Consider the following 24165-nt stretch of genomic DNA (forward strand, 5'->3'; position numbering starts at 1 on the left):
CGGTTCAGGCACCCTTCTCCCGGGTCGCCCGGTCCAGCGCGCGGTCCAGGACGACCAGCAGGGCGTCCCGCACCGAGAGCCGGTCCCGGGCGTCGAACTGCACCAGCGGGACGTGGTCGCCGATCGCCAGCGCCCACCGGATCGCGGCCAGGTCGTGCGCGAGCCGCCCGTCGAAGGCGTTCACCCCGACCACGAACGGCAGCCCGGCGCGCTCGAAGAAGTCGACCGCCGGATAGCAGTCGTCCAGCCGGGCGCTGTCCACCACCACCAGCGCGCCGAGCGCGCCCCGGGCCAGGTCGTCCCACATGAAGCCGAACCGCGCCTGCCCCGGAGTGCCGAAGAGGTAGAGCCTGAGGCTGCGGTCGATGGTCACGCAGCCGAAGTCCATCGCCACCGTGGTGGTGGTCTTGGTGGAGCGTACGCCGGGGTCGTCGACGCCGATGCCGGCGCTGGTCATCTCCGCCTCGGTGGTCAGCGGGGCGATCTCGGAGATCGCGCCCACCGTGGTGGTCTTGCCCACGCCGAACCCGCCGGCGACCAGGATCTTCACCGGGATCGGCGGCCTGGCGGCCGGGACGGCCGCGGTCGCCGGGGCCGGCGCCCCCGGTGGCCGGTACGGCGGCGGCGCCGGCTGCGCGACCGGCGGCACCGTCCGGCCGGCGGCCGCGCCGGGCCCCGCCGGTACGCCGTACCGGGCGGCGGCGCTGTTCGCGGCGAGCCCACCGGTCGCGGCGGCGGGCCATTCAGGAGATCGCACGGAGTCCATCAATCACTCGCAGGATGATGTCGGGGTCAAGGGCTTCGGCGGCGTCGCCCACGTGCACGTCGAGGTGGCCGGCGGTGCGCAGGTCACCGACCAGCACGCGGGTCACGCCGAAGTGCATCCGCGTCCGGGCGGAGATCTCCGCGACCGAGATCGGGTCGGCGCAGAGCGCCACGATGGCCTGGAGTTCCGGGGCGAGCCGGGACGACACCGCCCAGGACCCGCTCTCCGGCCGGGCGGTCACCTGGGTCTCCAGCCCGATCGCCGGGTCGGCGCCGGACACCCGCCCGGCGGTCAGCACGAACGGACGCGGGCCCGCCGGCTGGCCGGCGTCCCGCTCGTCGACCTCGTCGGCGGGGTACGGCAGGGGCGGGGGTGCCGGCTCGCCGGCCGGGGACGGCGACCGCAGGTAGGGACGGATCCGGACGCCAGGTTCCGGATCCGGTTCCTCGTCGGCCACCTCCGGGGTCACTGCTGCACGGCGTTCTTCAGCTCGGCGATGAGCCGCGGGCTCAGCGCGCCGCCGGCCCGGCCGGCGAAGAGGGTCATCTCGTACGCCACCGTGCCGAGGTTGGCCGACCGGTCGGCGACCACGCCGAGCACCGAGCCGCTGCTGATCGCGCTGATCAGCAGGTAGCCCTCGGCCATGTCGACGATCACCCGGTTCAGGCCGCCGAGCGCGTACCAGCTGGCCGCGCCTCCGGCCAGGCTGGTCATCCCGGAGACCACGGCGGCGAGCCGTTCGGCGTTGGACCGGTCCTTGATGGAGGACATCGCCATCAGCAGCCCGTCGGAGGAGACCGCGATCGCCTCCATCACCCCCGCGGTGCTGGAGGTGAACGAGTCGAGGAGCCAGTTGAAGGTGCGTGCCTCGGGGCTGAGTTCCCCGGTGTGCTGGTGGTCGACGTTGTCGTGCAGGAAGGGGCTGGTCACCGTGATGATCCCTCTTCGTGGCGGTGGTGGTCTGGACCGACTTCGCGCAGCGCGCGGGCGACGCCCGCCTCGAACTCGGTGATGAGGTTGCGGACCTCGGCCGGGTCTCCGGGGTGCTGGCTGGCGACCGGCGCGTGGGGCGGGGCGACGGCCAGGTTCGCCCCGGGCACCCGCCGGCTCAGCCGGGGCCGGTCGGGGGTGAGCTCGACCGGGGTGGCGTTCCGCTCGGCGCGGCGTACCCCGGCCTGGAAGTCCTCGACCAGAGCGCGGACGGCGGACGGGTCGGCGTGGGTGGCGTCGACCGGCTTGGCCGTCGGGCCGGTGCGCGGCAGGCTGGCGCCCGGCACCCGCTGGCGGATCAGCGGCCGGGTGCCCGCCGCCGCTCCGGCGGCCGGGGCACCCATCGGGACGGCCGGCGGCGGCGCGTCGGTGCCCTCCTCGGCCGCCGCGCCGAAGGCGTTCCACGACTCGGCGGTCTCCAGGCTGCGGGTGGCCCGGAGCAGCGCCGGGTCGAGGCCCGGGTGCTCCTCGACGGCCGCCGGGACGGCGGCCGCGGTGAGCGCCCGACCCGGGCGGGCCGGTTGGCCGAGCGCCCGCCGGTCCCGGGCCGGCACGGCGGCCCGGGCGACCGTGACGCCGGCGCGCTCCGGCCGCCGGACCACCAGCAGCGCGGCGGGGATCTCCAGCCGGGCGGTCACCCCGCCGCCCGCGGTCGGGGCCAGGTCCACTGTCCAGCCGTGCCGGCGGGCCAGCCGGCCGACCACGAACAGCCCCAGCACCTCGGTCGGAGCCAGGTCGAGCCGCTCCCGCCGGGTCAGCCGGGCGTTCTCCTCGGCGAGCCGCTCCTCGGTCATGCCGATGCCTCGGTCCACCACGCTCAGCCGTGCCCCGCCGTCGGTCAGCTCGCCGCCCACCGCCACCCGGGTGTGCGGCGGGGAGAAGACGGTGGCGTTCTCCATCAGCTCGGCCAGCGCGAGCACCAGGTCGCCGACGGTGGCGGGCGCCGCCGACACTCCCGGCGGGACCTGCACGTCGACCCGGGTGTAGTCCTCGATCTCGCCGAGCGCCAGGCGGACCACGTCGGCGAGCTGCACCGGGGCCACGTGCCCGTCGGTGCCGCCCGCGCCGGAGAGCACCACCAGGCTGCCGGCGTTGCGGCGCAGCCGGCTGGAGATGTGGTCGAGCCGGTACAGGTGCTTCAGCCGCCCCGGGTCGGCCTCCTGCCGTTCCAGCCGGTCGATCAGCGCGATCTGCCGGCCGACCAGGTTCTGCGTACGCCGGCCGACGTGGCCGAACATCTGCGCCACGTTGCGCCGGCCGGCCACCTGCCGCTCCACCAGCCGGGCGGCGGTGCTCTGCACCCGTTCGAAGGCGCGGGCCAGGTCGCCGATCTCGTCCCGGGCCCGGACGTCGACCGGGTCGAGCCGGACCGGTTGGCCGGCTTCGGAATCGTCGTCGACCACCCGGACCAGTTCGGCCTCGGCGACCCGGGCGACCCGGTCGGCGGAGCGGGTGAGGCGGGTCAACGGCCGGGCCACAGTCCGGGCGACGGCCATGCTGAGCAGCACCACGATCGCCAGGATCAGGATCGCCGCCCCGCCGAGCAGCCACGCGATGGTCAGGGACCGTCGCTTTTCGGCGGTCGTCTCCGCGATGACGTCCGCGACGATCTTCTTCTCCACGAACTGGCCGAGGGTGATCATCGAGCGGACCGAGGGGAAGAGCGCGTCCAGCGGCACCGCGGCGATCGCCGCGACCGGGTCCTTGACGCTGTCGGTCTGGAACGTGGGGCTGGTCCGGGCGGCCACCGCCGCGTCGTCGAGCTGCGCCAGCTTGAACTGTTCCGCTGTGATGAGGCTGCGGAAGCGCAGGTTGTCCACCTGGAGCGCGGCCATACAGGCGATGTAGCCGGCGATCACCTGCGGATCGCCCGTCGCCTTCACCAGCACGATCAGGGTGGCGCAGGCGCCCAGCTTCTCGTCGGTGCGGAGCAGCGCGTCCAGCGCGAGCACCTGCCGCCCGGCCGGGGTGTGGGTGTCCACCCCGAAGGGCAGCCGCAGCGCCTCGATCAGCGCCATGTCGACCGGTCCGAACGCCTCCATGATCTGCGTCGGCGTCGCCTTCCCGGCCAGCACGGCGGTACGCAGCTCGGCCAGCTTGCGTACGCCGTCGAGGGCGGCGGCGACCCGGTCCGGGAGGCGGCCGGCCCGCAGGTCGGCGACCCGGTCGTCGACGCCGGACGACTTCTGGATCAGCTCGGTCCGGGTCACCCGGCCGAGCAGCAGCCCGACCGAGAGCAGCCGTTCCTGCTGGAGGTCCTGGACGAGGCTGCCGATCCGGCTGGCGACCCGGACGCTGGCGGCGATGTCGCCGGCCCGCTGGGCGGCGGCCACCCGGTCGAGCACCGCAGGCACGGCCAGTCCGACCATGCTGAGCAGCGGAATGATCACGAGCAGGGCGAGCTTGCCCCGGATGCGGAGCCTACCGAGCAGCATCGAAGGGCCCCCAGCGCTCGGGTTCGCCGGGCCGGCCCGATCCGGCCGGTTGGAGTGGACGCGGCTCGGCCGGCGGCTGCCAAGCCGGCAGCGCACCCGAGTCCTCTCGCGCCCGCCGCTCGTCGGCGGCGCGGCGGCGGGCCCGCAGGTACGCCCCGATCAGCACCCCGGCCAGGACGACGGCCAGCAGGCCGGCGAGCGCGGCGGCGGCGAAGGCCAGCAGGCGGTCCCGGTCGAGCCGGTCGATCCGCTCCCTCAGCAGCGCGTCGAGCTGGTCGAGGATGATCGGCTGGAGCTGCTTGGCGGCGGCCTGCGCGTTGAGTCGGGCGGCGGCGACCTGGGCGGGGTCGATCGGTCGGCTGCCCGCCCTGCCGGTCGGCGCGGAGAGCGCGGCGAGCGCCTCGACCGAGCGCTGGTAGGTGTCGAGCGGGGTGAGCACGTTCGATCCCAGCTCGGTGCTCTCCGAGCTGTCGACCGCGGCCCGTAGGTCGGCGACCAGGTCGGTGGCCGGTCCCAGGGCGGCCACCCGGAGGGCGGCCAGCTCGGCGAGGGTCGCCTCGCGTTCGGTCGCCGGGCGCTGCGCGGCCAGGGCGGTCAGGTCGGCGAGCCGGCCCGCCGCGACCATCGCCTCGGGCAGATCGCCGCCGATGCCGTCCTGCAGGAAGAAGGAGTCGGACTGCGGGTCGCGGATCAGCCCCGAGCTGTCCCGGATCTTGCGGTGCAGGGCGAGCAGCAGGTCGGTCATCTCCCCGTACGCGGCGTACGCGGTGGTGGGGTCGGTGAGCCCCCGGTCGGGCAGCGCCTCCAGCTTGGCGCGCAGCCCGGACCAGCGCTCGTGGCTGCGCAGCTCGTCCCCGACGGCACTGTCGACGGCGGCGGCCTGCTCGACCGCGGCGGTCAGTGCGTCCCGGGAGACCGGTCGGCCGCCGACCGCGGCGGTCTGGGCGTCCACCAGCGCCTCGGTGACCGGGCCGAGGGCGCGCAGGTACTGCACGCCGAGCCGTTCCCGGACCGCGAGGTCCCGGTCGTCCCCGGTCAGCCGGTGCGTCTGGGCGAAGAGCAGCCCCACCGGGGCCAGCAGGGCCGCCACGAGCAGCAGGGGAAGCACCCGGCCGGGTACGGAGGGCCGGCGACGGACCCGCGGCGCGGGGACTGTCATGGTCTGTCTCCTCCGGCGACGGCGGGGGACTTCCTCCGGTGGCGGGGGTCGCCGATGCAGTCCCGTACACCGGACCGGAAAACTAGCCGACCCGCGCGGACGTGTGGCCGCCGTCGCCGAGTCAGCTTCGCGTCACTTCGAGCGATGTCACGGCTTGTTGACCTTGCCGGCACGCAGTGTTCCGTGGATCGTGCGTCATGGACGCATCGGAGGTGGTTTATGCCGTACATGTGAATTCACGTGATCCGAAGTCAACTCGCTGGGATGTTCTGGACGTTGCGCGGTTGATCGGACTCGCGCGCCGACCGGAGCAACCGGACGGACGTACGGCCGATCTCAGGCAACGCTCAGGATCCGGGCCGTACCGTGTGCCGCATGAGATCACCGCTGTCGGCCGCGCGGGTCCGGCGTGCCCTGGCCACCCGCCGACGCCGGGTCGTGGCGGCGTCGGTGGTGGTCGTCCTGGCGGCCGCCGCCGTGGTGTGGGCGGCCCGGCCGGACCGACCCGCCTTCCGGACCGAGTCGGCGACGGTGACCGTCCGCTCCGGACCGGCCGGCGACCAGCCGGTCGACCTGGACACCACGCTCTACCTGCCGGACGGCGCCTCCGCCGACCGGAAGGTCCCGGCGGTGCTGCTCGCGCACGGCTTCGGCGGCACCAAGGAGTCCGTCCGCTCCGACGCCGAGGACCTGGTCGAGCACGGGTACGCGGTGCTCACCTGGACCGCCCGGGGCTTCGGCCGCAGTGGCGGCGAGATCCACCTGGACAGCCCCGACTACGAGGTGCGGGACGCGCAACGCCTGCTCGACCGGCTCGCCGCCCGCCCCGACATCCGGACCGACGCCGCTGGTGACCCCCGGGTCGGCGTGGTCGGCGGCTCGTACGGCGGCGGCCTGGCCCTGCTGCTCGCCGCCCAGGACCCCCGGGTCGACGCGATCGTCCCGATGATCACCTGGAACGACCTGTCCCGCGCCTTCCTCCCGGAGAGCACCGGGAAGCCCCCCACCGAGGGTGTGTTCAAGAAGGGCTGGGCGGGCATCTTCTTCGGCGGTGGCGGCTCCGCCGGCTCCGGACCGGCCGGCATCTCCGGCGCCACGGCCGCCCAGCCGCAGGGTGCCCCGGCGTCGGCCGGCGCGCCCAGCCCGCGGCCGGGCGGGGGCCCGGGCACCGGTTCCGGGCGCGCCCCGGCCGGCGCCGCCGACCCGTCCTGCGGCCGGTTCGCCGCCGACGTCTGCGCCGCGTACCTGCGGATCGCCACCACCGGCCGGGCCGACGCCGGGGCGGTGGAGCTGCTGCGCCGCTCCTCCCCGGCCGGCGTGCTCGACCGGGTCAAGGCGCCCACCCTGCTGGTGCAGGGCGAGGCGGACACCCTCTTCCCGCTGGCCGAGGCCGACGCCAACGCGCGCGGCATCGCCGCCGCCGGCACCCCCGTCCGGGTCGCCTGGTTCACCGGCGGCCACGACGGCGGCGCGGGGCCGACCAGCGACTCCGACCGGGTGAAGTTCCTGACCGCGCAGTGGCTCGACCACTACGTCAAGGGGGAGGGGGCGGTGCCGGGCGACAGCTTCACCTTCTCCCGGATCGCCGGCTTCGACGCCCTCGACCGGGGGCTGGTGGCCACCGGTTACCGCACCGCCGACTACCCGGGCGTCGCCGGCGACGCCCGGCGCGAGGTCGAGGTGACCGGCCCCGCCCAGACCATCGCCAACCCGCCCAACGGCAACCCGGCGGCCATCTCCGCCGTGCCGTTCGCCGGGGCGCTCGGCTCGCTGCTGGACGGCGTGGCCGGCGACATCCCCGGCCAGCACGCCCGGTTCGAGTCCGCGCCGCTGGACGAGGCGGTCGACGTGGTCGGCTCGCCGACGGTCCGGGTCCGGGCGGCGTCACCGACCGGCGAGGCGGTGCTCTTCGTCAAGCTCTACGACGTCGACCCGAACGGCGCCGCCACGCTGCCCGACGGCCTGGTCGCCCCGGTCCGCCTCACCGGCCTGCCGAAGACCGTCGACGCGGCCCAGCCGGTCACGGTCACCCTGCCGGCGATCGTCCGCCGGGTCGAGGCCGGGCACCGGCTGCGGGTCGTCGTGGCCACCTCCGACCAGGCGTACGCCACCCCGCCCGAGCCGACCGTCCACACCGTCGCCGTCGACGGGGCGCTGACCCTGCCGACCGTCGACGGCGAGCCGATCCCCACCACCGCCACGGTCTGGCGCTGGGTGCTGGTCGGGCTGCTCGCCGCGATCGCGGTCGGGCTCGTCCTGGTCGTCCTGATCGCCCGCCGCCGGCACCGCCGCCAGGACAGCTCCGTCCACCCGGAGTACGCGGGCATCCCGCTCACCGTGCGCCAGCTCCGCAAGGAGTACGCGGACGGCTTCGTCGCCGTCGCAGAAGTCGACTTCGAGGTGCACCCCGGTCAGGTGGTCGGCCTGCTCGGCCCGAACGGCGCCGGCAAGACCACCACCCTGCGGGTGCTGATGGGGCTGACCCAGCCGACGGCCGGGGAGATCTACGTCTTCGGGCACCGGTTGGTGCCCGGCTCGCCGGTGCTGTCCCGGATCGGCGCGCTGGTGGAGGGGCCGGGCTTCCTGCCGCACCTGTCCGGTCTGGAGAACCTGAAGGCGTACTGGCGGGCCACCGGGCGGCCCTGGGCCGACGCGCACTTCGACGAGGCGCTGGAGATCGCCGGCCTGGGCTCCTCGGTGCACCGGCGGACGAAGAACTACAGCCACGGCATGCGGCAGCGGCTGGCCATCGCGCAGGCCATGCTCGGCCTGCCGGAGCTGCTGGTGCTCGACGAGCCGACCGACGGCCTCGACCCGCCGCAGATCGCCGAGATGCGCCGGGTGCTCCAGCGGTACGCCACCGACGGCCGGGCGGTGCTGGTCTCCAGCCACCTGCTGGCCGAGGTGGAGCAGACCTGCACCCACGCGGTGGTGGTGAACAAGGGCCGGATCGTGGCCTCCGGCCCGGTGGAGGAGATCGTCGGCGAATCGCCGAGTGTGCTCTTCGACGTGACCGACCCGGACGCCGCCCGCACCGTGCTGGACCGGCTGCACGGGGTCCGGGTGCTGCCCGACGGCGACGGCGGCCTGGTGGTGGACACCAACGGCACCGCGCGCAGCGAGGTGGTGGCGGAGCTGGTCCGGGCCGGCATCGGGGTGGACCGGGTGGTGCCCCGGCGCCGCCTGGAGGACGCGTTCCTGGCCCTGGTCGGCGAGAACTCTCGGGGAAGCGGGGACCGGTGATGGGGCAGTCGTCTTCGGTGGAGGCGGGCGACGTCGGCGGCGGCCGGACGGGTCTGGTCGGTCCGGGCGGGGCGGCGGTCGGCTACCGGCCGTCGGCCACCCTGCCGTTCGCGGCGGAGTTCCGCCGGCAGGCGTCGCGGCGGCGTACCCAGCTGGCGCTCGGCTTCATGGTGCTGCTGCCGCTGATCATCCTGGTCGCGTTCCAGTTCAATTCCGGCGAGGACGACCGCAACGGGCGCAACGAGTTCGGCAGCCTGGTCGACCTGGCCACCTCGGGCGGGCTCAACTTCACCCTCTTCTCGATCTTCGTGTCGGCGTCGTTCCTGCTGGTCGTGGTGGTGGCGCTGTTCTGCGGGGACACGGTGGCCAGCGAGGCGAGCTGGGGCAGCCTGCGCTACCTGCTGGCGATCCCGGTGCCCCGGGCCCGGCTGCTCACGGTGAAGCTGCTGGTCGCGCTCGCGTACTCGGCGCTGGCCCTGCTGCTGCTCGCCGGCACCGCGCTGCTCGCCGGCACCCTCCGGTACGGCTGGTCGCCGCTGCGCAGCCAGGTCTCCGCCGAGCTGGCGCCCGGCGAGGGGCTGCTGCGGCTGCTGGCGGTGCTCGGCTACCTGGCGGTCGTCCTGCTGGTGGTGGCCGGGCTGGCGTTCCTGCTCTCGGTGACCACAGACGCCGCGCTCGGCGCGGTCGGTGGCGCGGTGCTGCTCTGGATCCTCTCCAGCATCCTGGACCAGATCACCGCCCTCGGCGGCCTGCGCGCCTTTCTGCCGACCCACTACAGCAGCGCCTGGCTGGGGCTGCTGTCCACGCCGGTGCAGACCGACGACGTGGTGCGGGGGGCGATCTCGGCAGTGAGCTACGCGACGCTCTTCTGGGGGCTGGCCTTCTGGCGCTTCACCCGCAAGGACGTCACCTCATAGTCGGCTGTCGGGCGGCGGGGTCAGCGTCGCGGGCGGCCCACTGGTCCCCGGGCCGGCGGGCGGCGTCCCGGTCGTCTGGTCCCCGGGCTTCGGTCGCTCGGCCGGCCGCCAGGCGCTGGCGCCGAGCCGGCCGGTGGTGCCGAGGTCGATCGGCCCGTCCAGCTCGACCGGCTGGGCCGGCCGGCCCGATACCGGGGCGACCGCCAGGTAGCGGCCGTTGGCGGCGGGCACCGTGGCGTCGGTGACCGTGTTCCGCCACAACAGGGCCGCCTGAGCCCGGTCGCCGGGGGCGAGGACGAGCTGCCGGGGCGGGGTGTCGAAGCCGGCGGCGATCCCCGTCGCCCCGGGCACGATCCGGACCGCCATCGGCTGCCCGTCCACTGCGCTCCCCAGCGCCGCCAGCAGCCGCCCCGCCACCCGCGCCCCCGTCACCCGCCGATCCTGTCAGGAACGGGTGGGCGCGGTGAGGACCGCGTCGAGCAGGCCGGGGTAGAGGCGGTCCAGGTCGTCGCGGCGCAGCCGGACGTACCGGCTGGTGCCGGCGACCCGGGTCCGGGTCAGGCCGGCCTCGCGCAGCACCTTCAGGTGGTGGCTGCGGGTCGCCTTGGACACGCCGAACTCGAAGGTGCCGCAGGCGTACTCGTCGCCCTCGGCGAGGGCGCGCACGATCTGCAGCCGTACGTCGTCGGCCAGCGCGGCGAGCACGGCGGTGACCGGTACGTCCCGCAGTTCGGGTTCGTGGAGCTCCATGTGACCAGTGTAACCGTTGTTCGACATCCGTCGAACATGCTCCTACAGTCGGTGCCGTTGGTTCGACGATACTCGAACATAGGAGCTCTCGTGCGTTCTCGTCACGCCGCCTTCCCGCTCTTCGCGGTGCTCAGCTGGGGGGTCATGTTCCCCGTGCTGGCCAGCGCCCTGACCCGGGTCGACGCGCTGAACCTCACCACCGCCCGGTACGTCCTCGCCAGCGCCGTCCTGCTCGCCCTGCTGCTGGCCCGGGAGGGCCTGGCCGCCCTGCGCGCCGGCGGCCGCGCGGTCGAGGTGGTGGTGCTCGGCGTGCTCGGCTTCGCCGGGTTCAACGTGCTGACCAACCTGGCGCTCGGGCACGCCGCCCCGCAGCAGATCGCCCTCTTCGCCGCCACCACCCCGCTGGTCACCCAGCTGGTCCGCTGGGTCCGCGACGGCGTACGCCCCCGTCCGGTGCTGCTCGGGTTCTCGCTGCTCGCCCTCGTCGGCGTCGGCCTGGTGATCACCCGGGGCCGGCTCGACGGGCTGGGGCAGTTCGGCGTCGGCGGGCTGCTGATGATCGGCGCGGTGCTGGGCTGGGCCGTCTACACCCACGGCGCGAGCCGGTTCACCGGCTGGTCCCCGCTGCGCTACACCACACTCACCGCGGTCGCCGGCACGGCCGCGATGCTCGCCGGCAGCCTCACCGCCGACCTCGCCGGCTGGCAGCACCTGCCGGCCGCCGCCGACCTCGTCGCGGTCGCCCCGCAGTTGGCGTACGCGGTGCTCGTCGCCGCCGTCCTCGCGGTGCTGGCCTGGAACACCGGGGTGCAGCGGCTCGGCGCGGCCGACGCCGCCCTGTTCATGAACCTGGTCCCGGTGACCACCTTCGTGGTGCAGACCGCCCGGGGCTACCGGCCCGGCGTCGTGGAACTGGTCGGCGCGGCCCTGACCATCGCCGCCCTGATCGCCGCCAACCTGGCCACCCGCTCCCGCGCCGCCACCACCCTCGCCGGGGCGCCCGTCCCGGTGGCGGTCACCGACCGGCCGGCGATGGTCGACCCGATCGCCGTGGTGGCCCGGTGAGGTGAGCGGAGCGGCAACGCCCGGGAGGTGGGGGCACCCGGCGGCGGAGGGGCCCCACCTCCCGGACGTTGCGCGGATCTTGGCGCTGGTGAGCGGGGGTGGCTCACACCGTGGGAACTCCGTTCGGCAGGTGCGCCGTGAGTGCATAGACTCGGCGGCACAACTGCATACCTCATCCAGAGGGGCTGAGGGATACGGCCCGACGACGCCCCGGCAACCACCCGCACGCTCGACGACGAGCGAGGAGCGGGCAGGTGCCAATTCCGTCCCCGCCGCACGGTGCGATGCGGGGAAAGATGAGAGGAACCCGCGACATGACGTCGACGCTTCCCGCCGCCGGTATCGACACCACCCTCAGCCCCGCCCGCGCCCTGGTCTGCCGCGCCTGTTCCACGCGCTACCCGCTGGCCGCCCAGCACGCCTGCTACGAGTGTTTCGGTCCGCTCGAGGTGGACTACGACGCCGCCGCGCTCGCCACCGTCACCCGGGAGCAGATCGAGGCCGGCCCGAAGAACCTCTGGCGGTACGCCGCGCTGCTCCCCGCCGGCCAGGACCCGGCCAGCCGGGTGACCGTGGACCCGGGGCTCACCCCGCTGGTCGCCGCCCCCAATCTCGCCGCCGAGCTGGGCATCACCGCCCCGCTCTGGGTGAAGGACGACAGCGCCAACCCCACCCACTCGTTCAAGGACCGGGTGGTCTCGGTGGCGCTGACCGCCGCCCGGGCGCTCGGCTTCACCCGGTACGCCTGCGCCTCCACCGGCAACCTGGCCAACTCGGTCGCCGCCCACGCGGCCCGGGCCGGGGCGCCGTCGGTGGTGTTCATCCCCAGCGACCTGGAGCAGGGCAAGGTGGTCACCACCGCCGTCTACGGCGGCGAGCTGGTCGCCATCGACGGCTCGTACGACGACGTGAACCGGCTCTGCGGGGAGCTGGTGGAAACCGACGAGTTCGAGGACACCGCGTTCGTCAACGTCAACGTCCGGCCGTACTACGCGGAGGGCTCGAAGACCCTCGGGTACGAGGTGGCCGAGCAGCTCGGCTGGCGGATCCCGGCGCAGGTGGTGATCCCGATGGCCTCCGGCGAGCTGCTCACAAAGATCGACAAGGCGTTCTCGGAGCTGGTCGAGATCGGCCTGGTGGCGGCGCCGGCCGGCGGCTGGAAGGTCTTCGGCGCGCAGTCGGCCGGCTGCAACCCGATCGCCACCGCCCTGCACGCCGACAGCGACACCATCACCCCGGTCAAGCCGACCGGCATCGCCAAGTCGCTGAACATCGGCGACCCGGCCGCCGGCCTGTACGCCTTGGAGGCGGTCCGCCGCACCGGCGGCTGGATGGAGTACGCCGACGACGACGAGATCCGCGCCGGCATCCGACTGCTGGCCCGGACCACCGGCGTCTTCGCCGAGACCGCCGGCGGGGTCACCGTGGCGGTGCTCCGCAAGCTGGTCGAGTCCGGCCGCCTCGACCCCACGGCGGAAACGGTCGTCTTCAACACCGGCGAGGGTCTGAAGACCATCGACGCCGTCGCCGGCGAGGTCGGCCCCACCCACCGCATCAAGCCCTCCCTCCGCGCCGCCCGCGACGCCGGCCTCCTCTCCTGACCCCCGCCCTCCCCGCGATCTTGCATTTGCTGCCTGGGCAAAAGGCGCATGTCGGGCCACATGACCGACACAAGGTGCAAGATCGCGCGCGGTGGGGGATCGCCCGGGTGGGGGATTGGGCGGATCCGTTGAGTAACTGGCTTTTCGCTGTGAGTATGAAAAACCCGCCGCTAAGGACTTGACGGCAGGATTCGGACGGCGCAGGATGCTCCGTGCGGGAGGGCGTTTCGCCGGAGACTTTTCAAGTTCTTACGACCCAACGCCGGAGGCGTTGTGCGATCGTCCCTCCCGACCAACGTCGCGATCGGGCCAGCGAAATTCGCTGGCCCGATCGCTGTTCCTGACGGACCCTCGCTGGCATGGGCATCACGATCGCGCCGTTCGACGCCGCCGACCAGGCCGCGATCGACGAGGCGTACCGGATCGGCGCGGCGGCGAACGCGGCCGACCTGCCGGACTTCCCGCCGTTCTGCCGGCAGCGCTTCGACGCCGCCGTCCGGCAGCCGATGCCGGGCAACGCGCCGCGCTGGGCGCTGGCCCGGTTCGATGGCGTGCCGGCCGGCTACCTGGGACTGGACCTGCCGCAGCTCGACAACACCGACAACTCGACCGTCGACGTGGTCGTGCACCCGGCGTACCGGCGGCGGGGCATCGGCCGGGCGCTGCACGAGCACTGCCTGCGGCTGCTCGGTGAGCACGGCCGCAAGCGGATGATGGGGATGGCGGTCTCGGCGCTCCCCGGGGGAGTCGCCCGGCCGGAGGCCGGCGGCGCCTTCGCCGCCGCGATGGGCGCCCGCCCGGTGCTCGCCGAGGTGCGCCGCCGGCTGGAGACCGACCGGCTCGACCACGCCGCGCTCGACGCCCTGGCCGCCGACGCCCGTGCCCATGCCGCCGGCTACCGCACGGTCCGGTGGCGGGGCGACACCCCCGAGAAGTACGCCGCCGACGTGGCCTACCTCGACGGCCGGCTGATGACCGACGCGCCGCTGGGCGACCTGGTCTGGGAGCCGGAGCAGGTGGACGTCGCGCGGCTGCGGGGGACCGAACGGGCGCTGGACGCCCGGGGCCGCCGCCGCTACCACCACGCGGCCGTGCACGAGGCGACCGGCCGGGTGGTCGCCTGGACCCTGATCGACCTGGGCCCGAGCGCCGACTGGCACGCGTTCCAGCAGATCACCATCGTCGACCCGACGCACCGGGGGCACCGGCTCGGCTTGCTCACCAAGGTGGAGAACCTACGCTGGGTGCTCGGCCACGAGCCGGCCCTGCGGGTGATCGACACCTGGAACGCCGCCGAGAACCGGCACATGATCGACATCAACGAACAGCTCGGCTTTTGCCCGGTCGACGCCTGGACAGACTGGCAGCTGACGATCTGACTTGTGACACGGCCCTACTGATCTGGTGGCTTCCTGTTGCATGATGGCGGGCATGACGGAGACCCCGCACCCTCTCTACGACAGGCACGCCGACACCCTCAACCGCGCGCTGACCGCGATCACCGAGCGGGGCTACTGGTCCGCCTACCCCGAGTCGCCCAGCCCCCGGGTGTACGGCGAGACCGCCGCCGCCGACGGCAGGGCCGCCTTCGAGGCGTACCTGAACGGCGACTTCCCCCTCGACCAGCCCGGTGCCGGCGAGACCATCGCCACCGAGGCCAGCCCGTTCGGGCTGGAGCTGAACGTGCGCTACCCGCACGCCGGCGCCGAGGAGCTGGTGGCCGCCGCGTCCGCCGGGCTGCCGGCCTGGCGGGACGCCGGCCCGCAGACCCGGGTGGGCGTCTGCCTGGAGATCCTGGACCGGCTGCACAAGCACATCTTCGAGCTGGCCAACGCGGTGCAGTTCACCAGCGGCCAGGCGTTCGTGATGGCCTTCCAGGCCGGCGGCGCGCACGCGCTGGATCGGGCGCTGGAGGCGGTCGCCTACGCGTACGCGGAGATGACCCGCCACCCGGGGACGGCCGGCTGGGAGAAGGCCGCCGGCAAGGGTGACCCGCTGCGGATGACCAAGACCTTCCACGTGGTGCCGCGGGGTGTGGCGCTGGTGATCGGCTGCAACACCTTCCCGACCTGGAACTCGTACCCGGGGCTCTTCGCCTCGCTGGTCACCGGCAACCCGGTGGTCGTCAAGCCGCACCCGCGCGCCGTCCTGCCGCTGGCCATCACCGTGAAGTACGCCCGCGAGGTGCTCGCCGAGGCCGGTTTCGACCCGAACCTGGTGCTGCTCGCCCCCGAGGCGCCGGGCGAGAAGCTGGCCTCCACCCTCGCCCTGCACCCGGCCGTCAAGATCGTCGACTTCACCGGCTCCACCGAGTACGGCGACTGGCTGGAGGCGAACGCCCGGCAGGCCGCCGTCTACACCGAGAAGGCCGGCCTGAACACGGTGGTGATCGACTCCACCGACGACTTCGCCGGGCTGTGCCGCAACCTGGGCTTCACGCTGACCCTGTACAGCGGCCAGATGTGCACCACCTCGCAGAACATCCTGATCCCCCGGGACGGCATCGCCACCGACCAGGGGCACAAGAGCTTCGACGAGGTGGCCGCCGGGATCGCCGGTGCGGTCGGCAAGCTCACCGCCGACCCGGCCCGCGGCGTCGAGCTGACCGGCGCGATCGTCAACGACGGCGTGCTGGAGCGCCTCGACGAGGTCACCAAGGTTGGTGAGCCGGTGCTGGAGTCGCGTACGGTCGAGCACCCGGCCTTCCCCGGCGCGGTGGTCCGGACGCCGACCATCGTCAAGCTGGCCGCCGACGACACCGTGACCTACTCGCGGGAGTGGTTCGGCCCGATCTCGTTCGCCATCGCCACCGACTCGACCGCGCACAGCCTCGACATCCTGCGGTCCACGGTCGGCGAGAAGGGGGCGCTGACCGCGGCGGTCTACTCGACCGACGAGGCGGTGCTGGACGCGGCCGAGGCGGCGGCGATCGACGCCGGCGTGCACCTGTCCTGCAACCTGACCGGCGGCGTCTTCGTCAACCAGTCGGCGGCGTTCTCCGACTTCCACGGCAGCGGCGCCAACCCGGCCGCCAACGCCGCGCTGACCGACGGCGCGTACGTGGCGAACCGGTTCCGCATCGTGCAGAGCCGCCGGCACGTCTGACCGGGTGGCCGGCCCGTCCCCGCCGGGGGACGGGCCGTCCGCTCAGGCCGGGCGGCGCATCTGGAGTTCGCGCAGGGTCGGGACCTTCGGGTGCGGCACCCGCACGCCGGTGTCCACGAAGCCCAGCCGCTGGTACGCCCGGTAGGCGCGGTCGTTGCCGACCACCACCTCCAGCATCAGCTCGGGCCGGCCGCACGCGCGGGACCAGGCCGCCACCGCGTCGACCAGTTCGGCGAGCAGTCCGCTGCCCCGCCAGGCCGGGGTGAGGTACACGGCGTAGATCACGGTCAGGCCGGGCTCCTCCGGGGTGACGGTGCCGCCGGCGTGGCCGACGAACCGGCCACCGGGGTCGGCGACGAACTGGGCCGTGGCGGCGCCGTGCGACACGGCGGCGATCCGGGCCGCGTAGTCGGCGTGCGGGCGGGCGGCGGCCTCCGCCACGGTCTCCAGGAAGGCCAGCGGCGCGTCGGCGAGCATCTCCAGCCGCAGCGCCCGCATCCGGGCGGCGTCCTCCGGGTGGATCCGGCGGACGGTGGTCGTCCGGGTGGCGGTGATGGTCGGCGCGCTCGTCATGTCGCATGCATACCGGAGGGACGGTCGTCCATGTCGCGCCGGGCCGGATCCTGCCCGGAATATGCCTGATTTGTGGTCGTGCGCCGTCGTCACGCCTCGTGTAGCGTGCGATTTCGGTCACCGAATCAGCGGCCGTCGCCGATCGCCGAAACGGTGGTCCGGGCGCGGGCTCGGCCGGCGTCCGGGGGTTGTGGAACGCCGCGCAGAGTGAGGAAGTGCACCGTGGCACAGGGCACCGTGAAGTGGTTCAACGCCGAAAAGGGCTACGGCTTCATCGCCGTCGACGGCGGGCAGGACGTCTTCGTTCACTTCTCCGCGATCGAGATGGACGGCTACAAGGCGCTGGACGACGGCCAGCGGGTCGAGTTCGAGATCGCCCAGGGCCAGAAGGGGCCGCAGGCCGAGCGCGTCCGCGTCATCGCCTGACCCCGCGCCGCCGTCCGGCTGCGTTTCCACCCGATCAGGGGCTGCGCCGCGGGCGCGCGCCAAGGAAGATCATGAGCCGTTCCAGCCATCGCCGCTGAGGAGGGCCCATGTCCGACTTGCCTCCGCCGAATGCTCCCCGGCCCCACCCGTCGGGGCCTGCCGGCCCCGGCCAGTGGGGCGGAGGGGTCCCGGCCGTGCCGCCCCAGCCGGGGCCGTCCGGCTGGGCGCCGCCGGCGTTCGGGCCGCCCTCGCCTCCCGCCGGGCCGTCGCCGTACGGGCAACAGCCCCACTTCGCCGGCTACCCGCCGTACGGTGGCTATCCGCCGGCCGGGCTCGCGCCGTGGCCGGCCGGCTCGGCATACGACCCACAGGACCCGCTGGTCACTCCGCCCGGGTTCGGCGTCGGCGGCTGGTTCGAGCGCGTCCTCGGCGCGCTGCGTCGCAGTTGGCGCACGCTCGTGCCGATCATGCTGCTCACCCAGGGGCTGCCGGCCATCGCGATCACGCTGCTCGCCCTGCCGTTCTACCCGCGGCCCACCATCACGGTCACCGCGCCGGGTGAGCCGCCCGCCCCGTTCCCCGCCGAGTACTTCCGCGAACTATTCGTCTTCGTCGGGGTGGCCATCGTGGTCGGGGTGTTCGCCCTGGCGATCCAGTGCGTCGGCTGGGCGGCCGGCACGTGGGCGGTCACGCGGCAGGCGGCCGGCGAGCCGGTGACGGTGGGCGGGGCGCTGCGGTACGGCCTGCGGCGGGCTCCGGCGCTCTGGGGTTGGATGCTGCTCGTGTTCGCGTTGGTGATGGTCGGCGCGGTCTTCTGCTACCTGCCCGGGCTCTACCTGATGGTCGCGCTCAGCCTCGCCGGTCCGGTGTTCCTATTTGAGCGGGGCAACCCGATCAGCCGGTCCTTCAAGATCTTCCACGCCCGGTTCGGGCAGGTCCTCGGCCGGGTACTCCTGGTCGGCCTGATGGCGATGGTGAGCTCGTTGGTGGCCGTACCGGTGCAGATGATCATCAGCCTGGCCGGCGGGCCGACCGGCGCCTTCGAGATCACCGCCGGCACCGTCGTTGGCTCGGTGGTCACCGTGCTGCTCTACCTGCCGGCCTGGCTGGCCTACCTGATCGGCCTCGTCGTGACGTACGCCGAGCAGCGCGCCCACGAGGGCCCGGTGAACGCCGCGCGACTGGCCGCGGAACTCGGCTGAGCGGGGCCATCGTGCTTGCACTCGGCAAGGGAGAGTGCTAAACAGGTCATTGGCACTCGCATACCGTGAGTGCCAATGGTCGGGGCGGTAGGGCCACGGCCACACGGGCGTCTCGATGGCGCCGGGGTGGCACATGGCCGGTCGTCGCGGGCTGTCCGGCCCGACCGAGGAGACGTCGTCGTCGCCAGGTGGCGACGTCGCCAAGGTGCGTACACCAGGCGGCCCATCCGGGAGACACACTCGGGTGGCCCGTGAGTGTCCAGGAGGACAACGCCGTATGGCCAAGATGATCGCGTTCGACGAAGAGGCGCGCCGCGGCCTCGAGCGGGGCATGAACCAGCTCGCCGACGCCGTGAAGGTGACACTCGGCCCCAAGGGCCGCAACGTCGTGCTCGAGAAGAAGTGGGGTGCCCCCACCATCACCAACGATGGTGTGAGCATCGCCAAGGAGATCGAGCTCGAGGACCCGTACGAGAAGATCGGCGCCGAGCTGGTCAAGGAGGTCGCCAAGAAGACCGACGACGTCGCCGGTGACGGCACGACGACGGCGACCGTCCTGGCCCAGGCCCTGGTCCGTGAGGGCCTGCGCAACGTGGCCGCCGGCGCCAACCCGATGGCCCTGAAGCGGGGCATCGAGGCCGCCGTGGCCAGCGTCTCGGAGGAGCTGTCCAAGCTCGCCAAGGACGTCGAGACCAAGGAGCAGATCGCCTCCACCGCCTCCATCTCCGCCGGTGACAGCACCGTCGGCGAGATCATCGCCGAGGCGATGGACAAGGTCGGCAAGGAAGGCGTCATCACCGTCGAGGAGAGCAACACCTTCGGCCTGGAGCTTGAGCTCACCGAGGGTATGCGCTTCGACAAGGGTTACATCTCCGCGTACTTCATGACCGACCCGGAGCGTATGGAGGCCGTCTTCGACGACCCGTACCTCCTGATCGTCAACAGCAAGATCTCGTCGGTGAAGGACCTGCTCCCGATCCTGGAGAAGGTCATGCAGTCGGGCAAGCCGCTGCTGATCATCTCCGAGGACATCGAGGGCGAGGCCCTGGCCACCCTGGTGGTCAACAAGGTCCGCGGCACCTTCAAGTCGGTCGCCGTCAAGGCGCCGGGCTTCGGTGACCGCCGCAAGGCCATGCTGGCCGACATCGCCATCCTCACCGGTGGTCAGGTCATCAGCGAGGAGGTCGGCCTCAAGCTGGACGCCGTCGGCCTCGACATGCTGGGCCGCGCCCGCAAGGTCGTGGTGACCAAGGACGAGACCACCATCGTCGACGGCGCCGGTGACGCCGAGCAGATCCAGGGTCGGGTCAACCAGATCCGCGCCGAGATCGAGAAGAGCGACTCCGACTACGACCGGGAGAAGCTGCAGGAGCGGCTGGCCAAGCTGGCCGGCGGCGTTGCGGTGATCAAGGTCGGCGCGGCCACCGAGGTCGAGCTCAAGGAGCGCAAGCACCGCATCGAGGACGCCGTTCGCAACGCGAAGGCCGCCGTCGAGGAGGGCATCGTCCCGGGTGGTGGCGTCGCGCTGGTCCAGGCCGGCAAGACCGCCTTCGACAAGCTGGACCTGACCGGCGACGAGGCGACCGGCGCGCAGATCGTCAAGATCGCGCTGGACGCCCCGCTGCGGCAGATCGCCGTCAACGCCGGCCTCGAGGGTGGCGTGGTCGTCGAGCACGTCCGCAACATCGAGGCGGGTTGGGGCCTGAACGCCGCCAACGGCGAGTACGTCGACCTGCTGGCCGCGGGCATCATCGACCCGGCCAAGGTGACCCGCTCGGCGCTGCAGAACGCCTCGTCGATCGCGGCGCTCTTCCTCACCACCGAGGCCGTCGTGGCGGACAAGCCGGAGAAGACCCCGGCCGCCCCGGCTGGTCCGGGTGGCGGGGAGATGGACTTCTGAGTCCAGTTCCACCGAACGCCGAAAGGGGGCGGGCCGCGTCAGCGGTCCGCCCCCTTTCCGTCCGTCACGTCGGCAGTGGCCGCTGATTGCGTCGTTTGTTCGTCCGGTCGTACGGCGGCGGGATCCGGACCGGCTCGTCGACCGGTTGCCGGGTCTCCTCGGCGGCTGGTGTGTCGGCGCCGGCCAGCTCCGCCAGCTGCTCGGCGTCGCCGTAGTCGAGCCGGTCGAACGGCAGTTGCCCGGGGAGTTCACCGACCGGTGGCCAGCTCGCGGGCTGGTCGTCGGTCCGTTCGTCATCCGTGGTCATGGCTGCCTCCTCTACGGGCAACCGTAGGCCGGGGTCGATGACCGGGGCGGGTGAATGGCATTATTGGCGTCTATATCCTTTTCGCCCCTTTAATTATCCGACCGGGTGCCCGCCGATCGCCTTCCGGTACAGGAAGAAGACCCGCTCGATCCGCGCGCCCGCGCTTCCCGAATAGAACGGCACCGGTCCCACCCAGCCGATCTGCGCCGCGCCGATCCCGGCCGCCGCCTGATCCCGCAGGCAGCGGCGCAGCAGCACCCCGCCGATGCCGGAGCCCTCCGCCGCCGGGGCCGTACCCATCGGCCCGAACCAGCTCGGCCGGGACGAGCCGTACGCGGCGAAGCCCAGGATCTCGCCGTCCCGCTCCGCCAGGTGCGCGCCCGCGCCCGGCCGCCCCACCGAGCCGGCCAGCTCGCCGTCCCAGGTGCCGCCGAAGGTGGCGCGGGCGAAGGCGGCCAGGGCGGCCAGGTCCGCCGGCTCGGCCCGGCGTACCGTGACGCCCTGGCCGGTCAGCCGGCGTTCGGCGGCCTCCGTGGAGCGCAGCGCCGCGGAGCCCGCCGACAGGTCCGCGGTCATGTTCCACGCCGTACGGTCCTGCCGGTAGCCGAGCCGCCGCGCCGCGCAGACCGCCGGCGTGTACCGCACGTCGATGCCCGGCCAGGCGTAGTACGGCGGGTTCCCGGCCAGCAGCAGCTCGACCGCGCCCAGCCCGGCGAGCCGCCGCTCCGCCTCGGCCAGCAGGGCCCGCCCGACGCCCCGGCGGCGCTCCTCCGGCGCCACCGCCACCAGGTCGACGTGGCCGAGCCGCGGGTCCCGCTGCCCGATCGACCCGACGAGCGCCCCGACCAGCTCCGCCCCGCGGACCGCGCCCACCAGCAGCACCGGGCGGTCGGCCGCCGCCCGGGTGGTCAGGGCGTCCAGGATGGCCGGCGCCTCGGCGGCATCCTCGGGCAGGTCGAGGGCCCGCCGGCAGAGCTCGACGACGGCGGGCAGGCGGTCCGGCGCCAGCTCGATGATCTCCACGTCCATGGTGGCCGACCCTAGGTCATCCGCCCGCCCGGCGGCACCGTCGGATCGGCTCGGACCCCGCTCACCCGGCGCGGGCGGCACGGGCGGCGGCGTACGCGTCGACCAGGCCGGCGCCGACCAGGTCCGCGTCGCCGCCGCAGCGGCGCGCCGTCGGGTCGTCCGGCCGGACCTTGGCCGGGGTGGCGGTGTCCCGGAGGATCCGCCGGGTCCGCTCCAGGTCCCCGACCAGCGCCGGGTTCGCCGACCACATCAGCGCCACCACCCCCGCCACCTGCGGGGTGGCCATCGAGGTGCCGGCCAGCGTGGCGTAACCCCCGCCGGGGAACGCGGAGAGCACGTCCGCGCCCGGCGCGACCAGGTCGGGCTTCGCCGCCCCGCCGGCCACCGGCCCGCGGCTGGAGAAGCGGGTGAGCTGCCGCGCCCGGTCCACCGCGCCCACCGTCAGCACACCCGGGTACGGCGCCGGCGGGTCGGCCACCGAGCCGCAGTACGGGCCGGTGTTGCCGGCCGCCGCGACCACCAGGATGCCGGCCGCGGCCAGCGCGGCGGTGGCCGGCCGGAGCGCACCGGCGTCGCAGCCCTCGATCGGCGGGCAGCCCCACGAGTTGGTCAGCACGTCCGGGGCCCGGGCCGGCCGCCCGTCGGTGAACGGGTCCCCGCCGAACGGGAAGGGCGCCAGCATGAACTGCAGGCAGTCCAGGTAGCGCGCCGGGCTGCCCAGATTGCGGTCCAGGTTGACGCAGCCCACCCAGCGGGCGCCGGGGGCGACGCCGATCCCGTCCCGGCCCACCGCGCTGCCCGCCGTGTGGGTGCCGTGCCCGGCCTGGTCGTTCGGGGTGCGGGTGTGCGCCCACGGGTCGTACCAGGAGTCGCCGCCGCCGCGGAAGCCCGCCGCCAGCGCCGGATGCCCACCGTCCACCCCGGAGTCGGAGGCGCCGACCACCACGCCCGAGCCGGTCACGCCCAGCTCCGACCAGACCCGGTCGGCGCCGATCAGCGAGATGTTCCAGGCCGGTCCGGCCGGCGCGGGCAGCGTGCCACGGGCGGCCGGGGCCGCCGCCGGCAGCGGGCGCAACCGCTGGCTGACCAGCACCCGGGCCACCTCGGGCCGGCCGGACAACCAGGCCCGCACCGCCGGCCCGCCGTCCGTCTCGATGGCGTTGACCAGGTAGTACGGCGTCGGGTGCAGGCGCAACCGGGTCAGCTCCCGGCGCAGGCCCGCCTGGGTGCGGTCGGCCGTGGCCACCAACCGCCGGTAGACCTCGGCCGCCCGGGCGTCCCGGCCGGCCCGACCGGGCGCCCCGGTCGGGACACCGCTCAGGTCGGCCTGCTCGCGGAGCACCACCAGCAGCCGGTCGCCGTGCAGGCCGGGCTGCCCGGGGACCACGTACACCACCGCGACCGTGGCGAGCAGGGTCGCGGCGACCACCCCCGCCACCCGGCGGCGCGGCGTGCCGGCGCGCGGGCGGGCCAGCAGGACGCCGTACCCGACGGCGAGCAGCACCGCGACGGCGAGCGCGACGCCCGTCGCGACCGCGACCCAGAACGGCACGTCGCGGCTGGTCGCGAGGAGCACCGTGAGGCTCCTCCGGGTCGACCAGGGCCAGCGGGCCCAGCACGCCGAGCCCGACCAGCCAGCGCACCGGGGCGCGGCCGAGCGGCCGGCCCGTGCGGGCGGCCGTCGCGTGCAGCGCGGCCAGCACGAAGCCGAGCGGCGGCAGCAGGAACAGCGCGGGCAGCTGGGCGCCGGACTGCCCGGCCCCGGCCGCGAGCAGCGCCAGGACGACCCCGGCGACGAGCCCGCCGACCAGCACCAGCCGGGCCGGCCGAGGCGGCGCGTCGACGGTGAACCGCGCCCAGAACGCGGCGTCGAGCAGCACCCCGGCGAGGACGCCGAGCGCGCCGGCGGCGAGCCCGGCGAGCAGCGTCTCCAGCAGGCCGCCCAGCGCGCCCACCCACGCCCACGGCAGCAGCAGGGCCAGCCCCGCCGCGACCGCGAGCAGGGTCACCGGCCGGACCGCCAGGCGGCCGTCCACGGATCCCGGGACGTCCGGCCCCGGCCGGGCGCCGGCGGCGTCGAACGCGTCCGGCGCCGCGGCCGCCGGGTCGCCGGTCCCGGCGCCGTCCGGGCGCGCCGCCGCGTCGACCCGGTCCGGGCCGGGGGCCGGCGCGCGCCGGCCGCGGGCCAGCCGGCCGAGGACGACCGCCAGCAGCGCGGCGGTGGCGGCCAGGGCGGCCAGGTACGCCTCCTGGTGCACCGGCGGCACCGCCCGCAGCAGGGTCAGCGCGCCCAGCGCCAGCGCCCCGGCCAGCCAGAGCCGGCCGGTCGCCCGCACCGCCGGTGAGCGGGGGAGCACGGCCAGCGCCAGCGCGGGCGCGCCGACCAGCAGCACCGTGCCGAGGGCGACCAGCGGCCAGACCGGCAGCGTCCGGTCCAGGCCGGCGACAAGCACCGCCTGGTCGATCGCCCAGCCGATCACCTGCCCGAGCACGGTCACCAGCGCCGTCCACCCGCCGACCAGCACCGCCGCCACGACCGGCCACGGGCCCGTCCGGTCCGCAGCGGGAGCCGGCGGCGGGACGGGCGGACCGGCGGGCGGCGGGGGACCGATCTCCATGCCGATCACGGTACGGCTCCGAGGGCACATGTCGCCGGAGCGCCCGGACGGTTACCGTGGACGGGTGCGCGACCCCAAC

The 24165-nt window shown here is 74.3% G+C and carries 19 protein-coding genes, 1 pseudogene and 1 riboswitch; of the genes and pseudogenes, 9 read left to right on the plus strand and 11 right to left on the minus strand.

The window, feature by feature from the left end; all coding sequences use genetic code 11:
- Positions 1–4: 4 nt before the first annotated feature.
- Genes OG799_RS31160 through OG799_RS31180 form a run of 5 tightly spaced genes read right to left on the minus strand, consistent with a single transcriptional unit; the run spans position 5 to position 5350 of the window.
- Positions 5–766: a GTP-binding protein gene (locus OG799_RS31160; protein WP_406040236.1), complete on the minus strand. Its 762-nt coding sequence runs from the start codon at positions 764–766 to the stop codon at positions 5–7.
- On the minus strand, positions 744–1235 hold the full coding sequence (locus OG799_RS31165) for a DUF742 domain-containing protein (RefSeq protein ID WP_406040238.1): 492 nt from the start codon (positions 1233–1235) through the stop codon (positions 744–746). Before OG799_RS31165 ends, OG799_RS31160 begins: the two co-directional genes overlap by 23 nt.
- Positions 1232–1696 carry a roadblock/LC7 domain-containing protein gene (locus OG799_RS31170; RefSeq protein ID WP_130329367.1) on the minus strand — a complete coding sequence of 155 codons (465 nt, stop codon included), beginning with the start codon at positions 1694–1696 and terminating at the stop codon, positions 1232–1234. Before OG799_RS31170 ends, OG799_RS31165 begins: the two co-directional genes overlap by 4 nt.
- Positions 1693–4191 carry a nitrate- and nitrite sensing domain-containing protein gene (locus OG799_RS31175; RefSeq protein ID WP_406040240.1) on the minus strand — a complete coding sequence of 833 codons (2499 nt, stop codon included), beginning with the start codon at positions 4189–4191 and terminating at the stop codon, positions 1693–1695. Before OG799_RS31175 ends, OG799_RS31170 begins: the two co-directional genes overlap by 4 nt.
- Complete coding sequence (locus tag OG799_RS31180) at positions 4178–5350, minus strand: hypothetical protein (RefSeq protein ID WP_406040242.1); 1173 nt, start codon at positions 5348–5350, stop codon at positions 4178–4180. Before OG799_RS31180 ends, OG799_RS31175 begins: the two co-directional genes overlap by 14 nt.
- A 375-nt stretch (positions 5351–5725) precedes the next feature.
- Here OG799_RS31180 and OG799_RS31185 point away from each other — a divergent pair, with 375 nt between their 5' ends.
- Both OG799_RS31185 and OG799_RS31190 read left to right on the plus strand, forming a co-directional pair.
- Positions 5726–8593 carry an alpha/beta fold hydrolase gene (locus OG799_RS31185; RefSeq protein WP_406040244.1) on the plus strand — a complete coding sequence of 956 codons (2868 nt, stop codon included), beginning with the start codon at positions 5726–5728 and terminating at the stop codon, positions 8591–8593.
- Positions 8593–9510 (plus strand): ABC transporter permease, encoded by a 918-nt coding sequence (locus tag OG799_RS31190; RefSeq protein ID WP_406040246.1) that lies wholly within the window; start codon positions 8593–8595, stop codon positions 9508–9510. The genes OG799_RS31185 and OG799_RS31190 overlap by 1 nt, the downstream gene beginning before the upstream one ends.
- Here OG799_RS31190 and OG799_RS31195 read toward each other — a convergent pair.
- Positions 9505–9942: a DUF4232 domain-containing protein gene (locus OG799_RS31195; protein WP_406040248.1), complete on the minus strand. Its 438-nt coding sequence runs from the start codon at positions 9940–9942 to the stop codon at positions 9505–9507. The two genes, OG799_RS31190 and OG799_RS31195, sit on opposite strands and share 6 nt — an antisense overlap.
- 12 nt (positions 9943–9954) lie before the next feature.
- Positions 9955–10260, minus strand: a complete 306-nt coding sequence (locus OG799_RS31200; protein WP_406040250.1) for an ArsR/SmtB family transcription factor — start codon at positions 10258–10260, stop codon at positions 9955–9957.
- Positions 10261–10350: 90 nt separating this feature from the next.
- On the opposite strand from OG799_RS31200, the gene OG799_RS31205 reads away from it, so the two are divergent.
- The 4 genes from OG799_RS31205 (at position 10351) to paaN (ending at position 16031) form a co-directional block, all read left to right on the plus strand.
- Entirely contained in the window at positions 10351–11325 is a 975-nt protein-coding gene (locus OG799_RS31205) for a DMT family transporter (RefSeq protein ID WP_406040252.1), read from the plus strand.
- A gap of 169 nt (positions 11326–11494) precedes the next feature.
- Positions 11495–11628: riboswitch (SAM riboswitch) on the plus strand.
- Between the two features lie 11 nt (positions 11629–11639).
- Positions 11640–12926, plus strand: coding sequence for a threonine synthase (gene thrC / locus OG799_RS31210; protein ID WP_406040254.1), 1287 nt, complete (start codon positions 11640–11642; stop codon positions 12924–12926).
- A gap of 359 nt (positions 12927–13285) precedes the next feature.
- Entirely contained in the window at positions 13286–14305 is a 1020-nt protein-coding gene (locus tag OG799_RS31215; RefSeq protein ID WP_406040256.1) for a GNAT family N-acetyltransferase, read from the plus strand.
- Positions 14306–14357: 52 nt separating this feature from the next.
- A complete protein-coding gene (gene paaN / locus OG799_RS31220) occupies positions 14358–16031 on the plus strand; it encodes a phenylacetic acid degradation protein PaaN (protein WP_406040258.1) in 1674 nt (557 codons plus the stop codon).
- 42 nt (positions 16032–16073) lie between these two features.
- Here the strand turns inward: paaN and OG799_RS31225 are convergent, their stop codons facing one another.
- Complete coding sequence (locus tag OG799_RS31225; protein WP_406040260.1) at positions 16074–16604, minus strand: GNAT family N-acetyltransferase; 531 nt, start codon at positions 16602–16604, stop codon at positions 16074–16076.
- 222 nt (positions 16605–16826) lie between these two features.
- Between OG799_RS31225 and OG799_RS31230 the strand changes: the two genes are divergently transcribed.
- The 3 genes from OG799_RS31230 to groL all read left to right on the plus strand — a co-directional run bounded on the left by OG799_RS31230 (position 16827) and on the right by groL (position 20132).
- Positions 16827–17030: a cold-shock protein gene (locus OG799_RS31230; RefSeq protein WP_013288855.1), complete on the plus strand. Its 204-nt coding sequence runs from the start codon at positions 16827–16829 to the stop codon at positions 17028–17030.
- Positions 17031–17224: 194 nt separating this feature from the next.
- Positions 17225–18232, plus strand: a complete 1008-nt coding sequence (locus OG799_RS31235; RefSeq protein ID WP_406040263.1) for a hypothetical protein — start codon at positions 17225–17227, stop codon at positions 18230–18232.
- A gap of 277 nt (positions 18233–18509) precedes the next feature.
- A complete protein-coding gene (gene groL, locus OG799_RS31240) occupies positions 18510–20132 on the plus strand; it encodes a chaperonin GroEL (RefSeq protein WP_406040265.1) in 1623 nt (540 codons plus the stop codon).
- A 64-nt stretch (positions 20133–20196) separates the two neighbouring features.
- Here groL and OG799_RS31245 read toward each other — a convergent pair whose 3' ends face one another.
- The 3 genes and pseudogenes from OG799_RS31245 to OG799_RS31255 all read right to left on the minus strand — a co-directional run bounded on the left by OG799_RS31245 (position 20197) and on the right by OG799_RS31255 (position 24086).
- Positions 20197–20439: a hypothetical protein gene (locus tag OG799_RS31245; RefSeq protein ID WP_406040267.1), complete on the minus strand. Its 243-nt coding sequence runs from the start codon at positions 20437–20439 to the stop codon at positions 20197–20199.
- 93 nt (positions 20440–20532) lie between these two features.
- The gene (locus OG799_RS31250) at positions 20533–21468 is read right to left on the minus strand and encodes a GNAT family N-acetyltransferase (protein ID WP_406040269.1); all 936 of its coding nucleotides are present in this window, start codon (positions 21466–21468) and stop codon (positions 20533–20535) included.
- Positions 21469–21529: 61 nt separating this feature from the next.
- Positions 21530–24086, minus strand: a pseudogene (locus OG799_RS31255) (S8 family serine peptidase).
- Between the last annotated feature and the right edge of the window lie 79 nt (positions 24087–24165).

Source organism: Micromonospora sp. NBC_00898, assembly GCF_045207895.1.
GTDB lineage: Bacteria > Actinomycetota > Actinomycetes > Mycobacteriales > Micromonosporaceae > Micromonospora.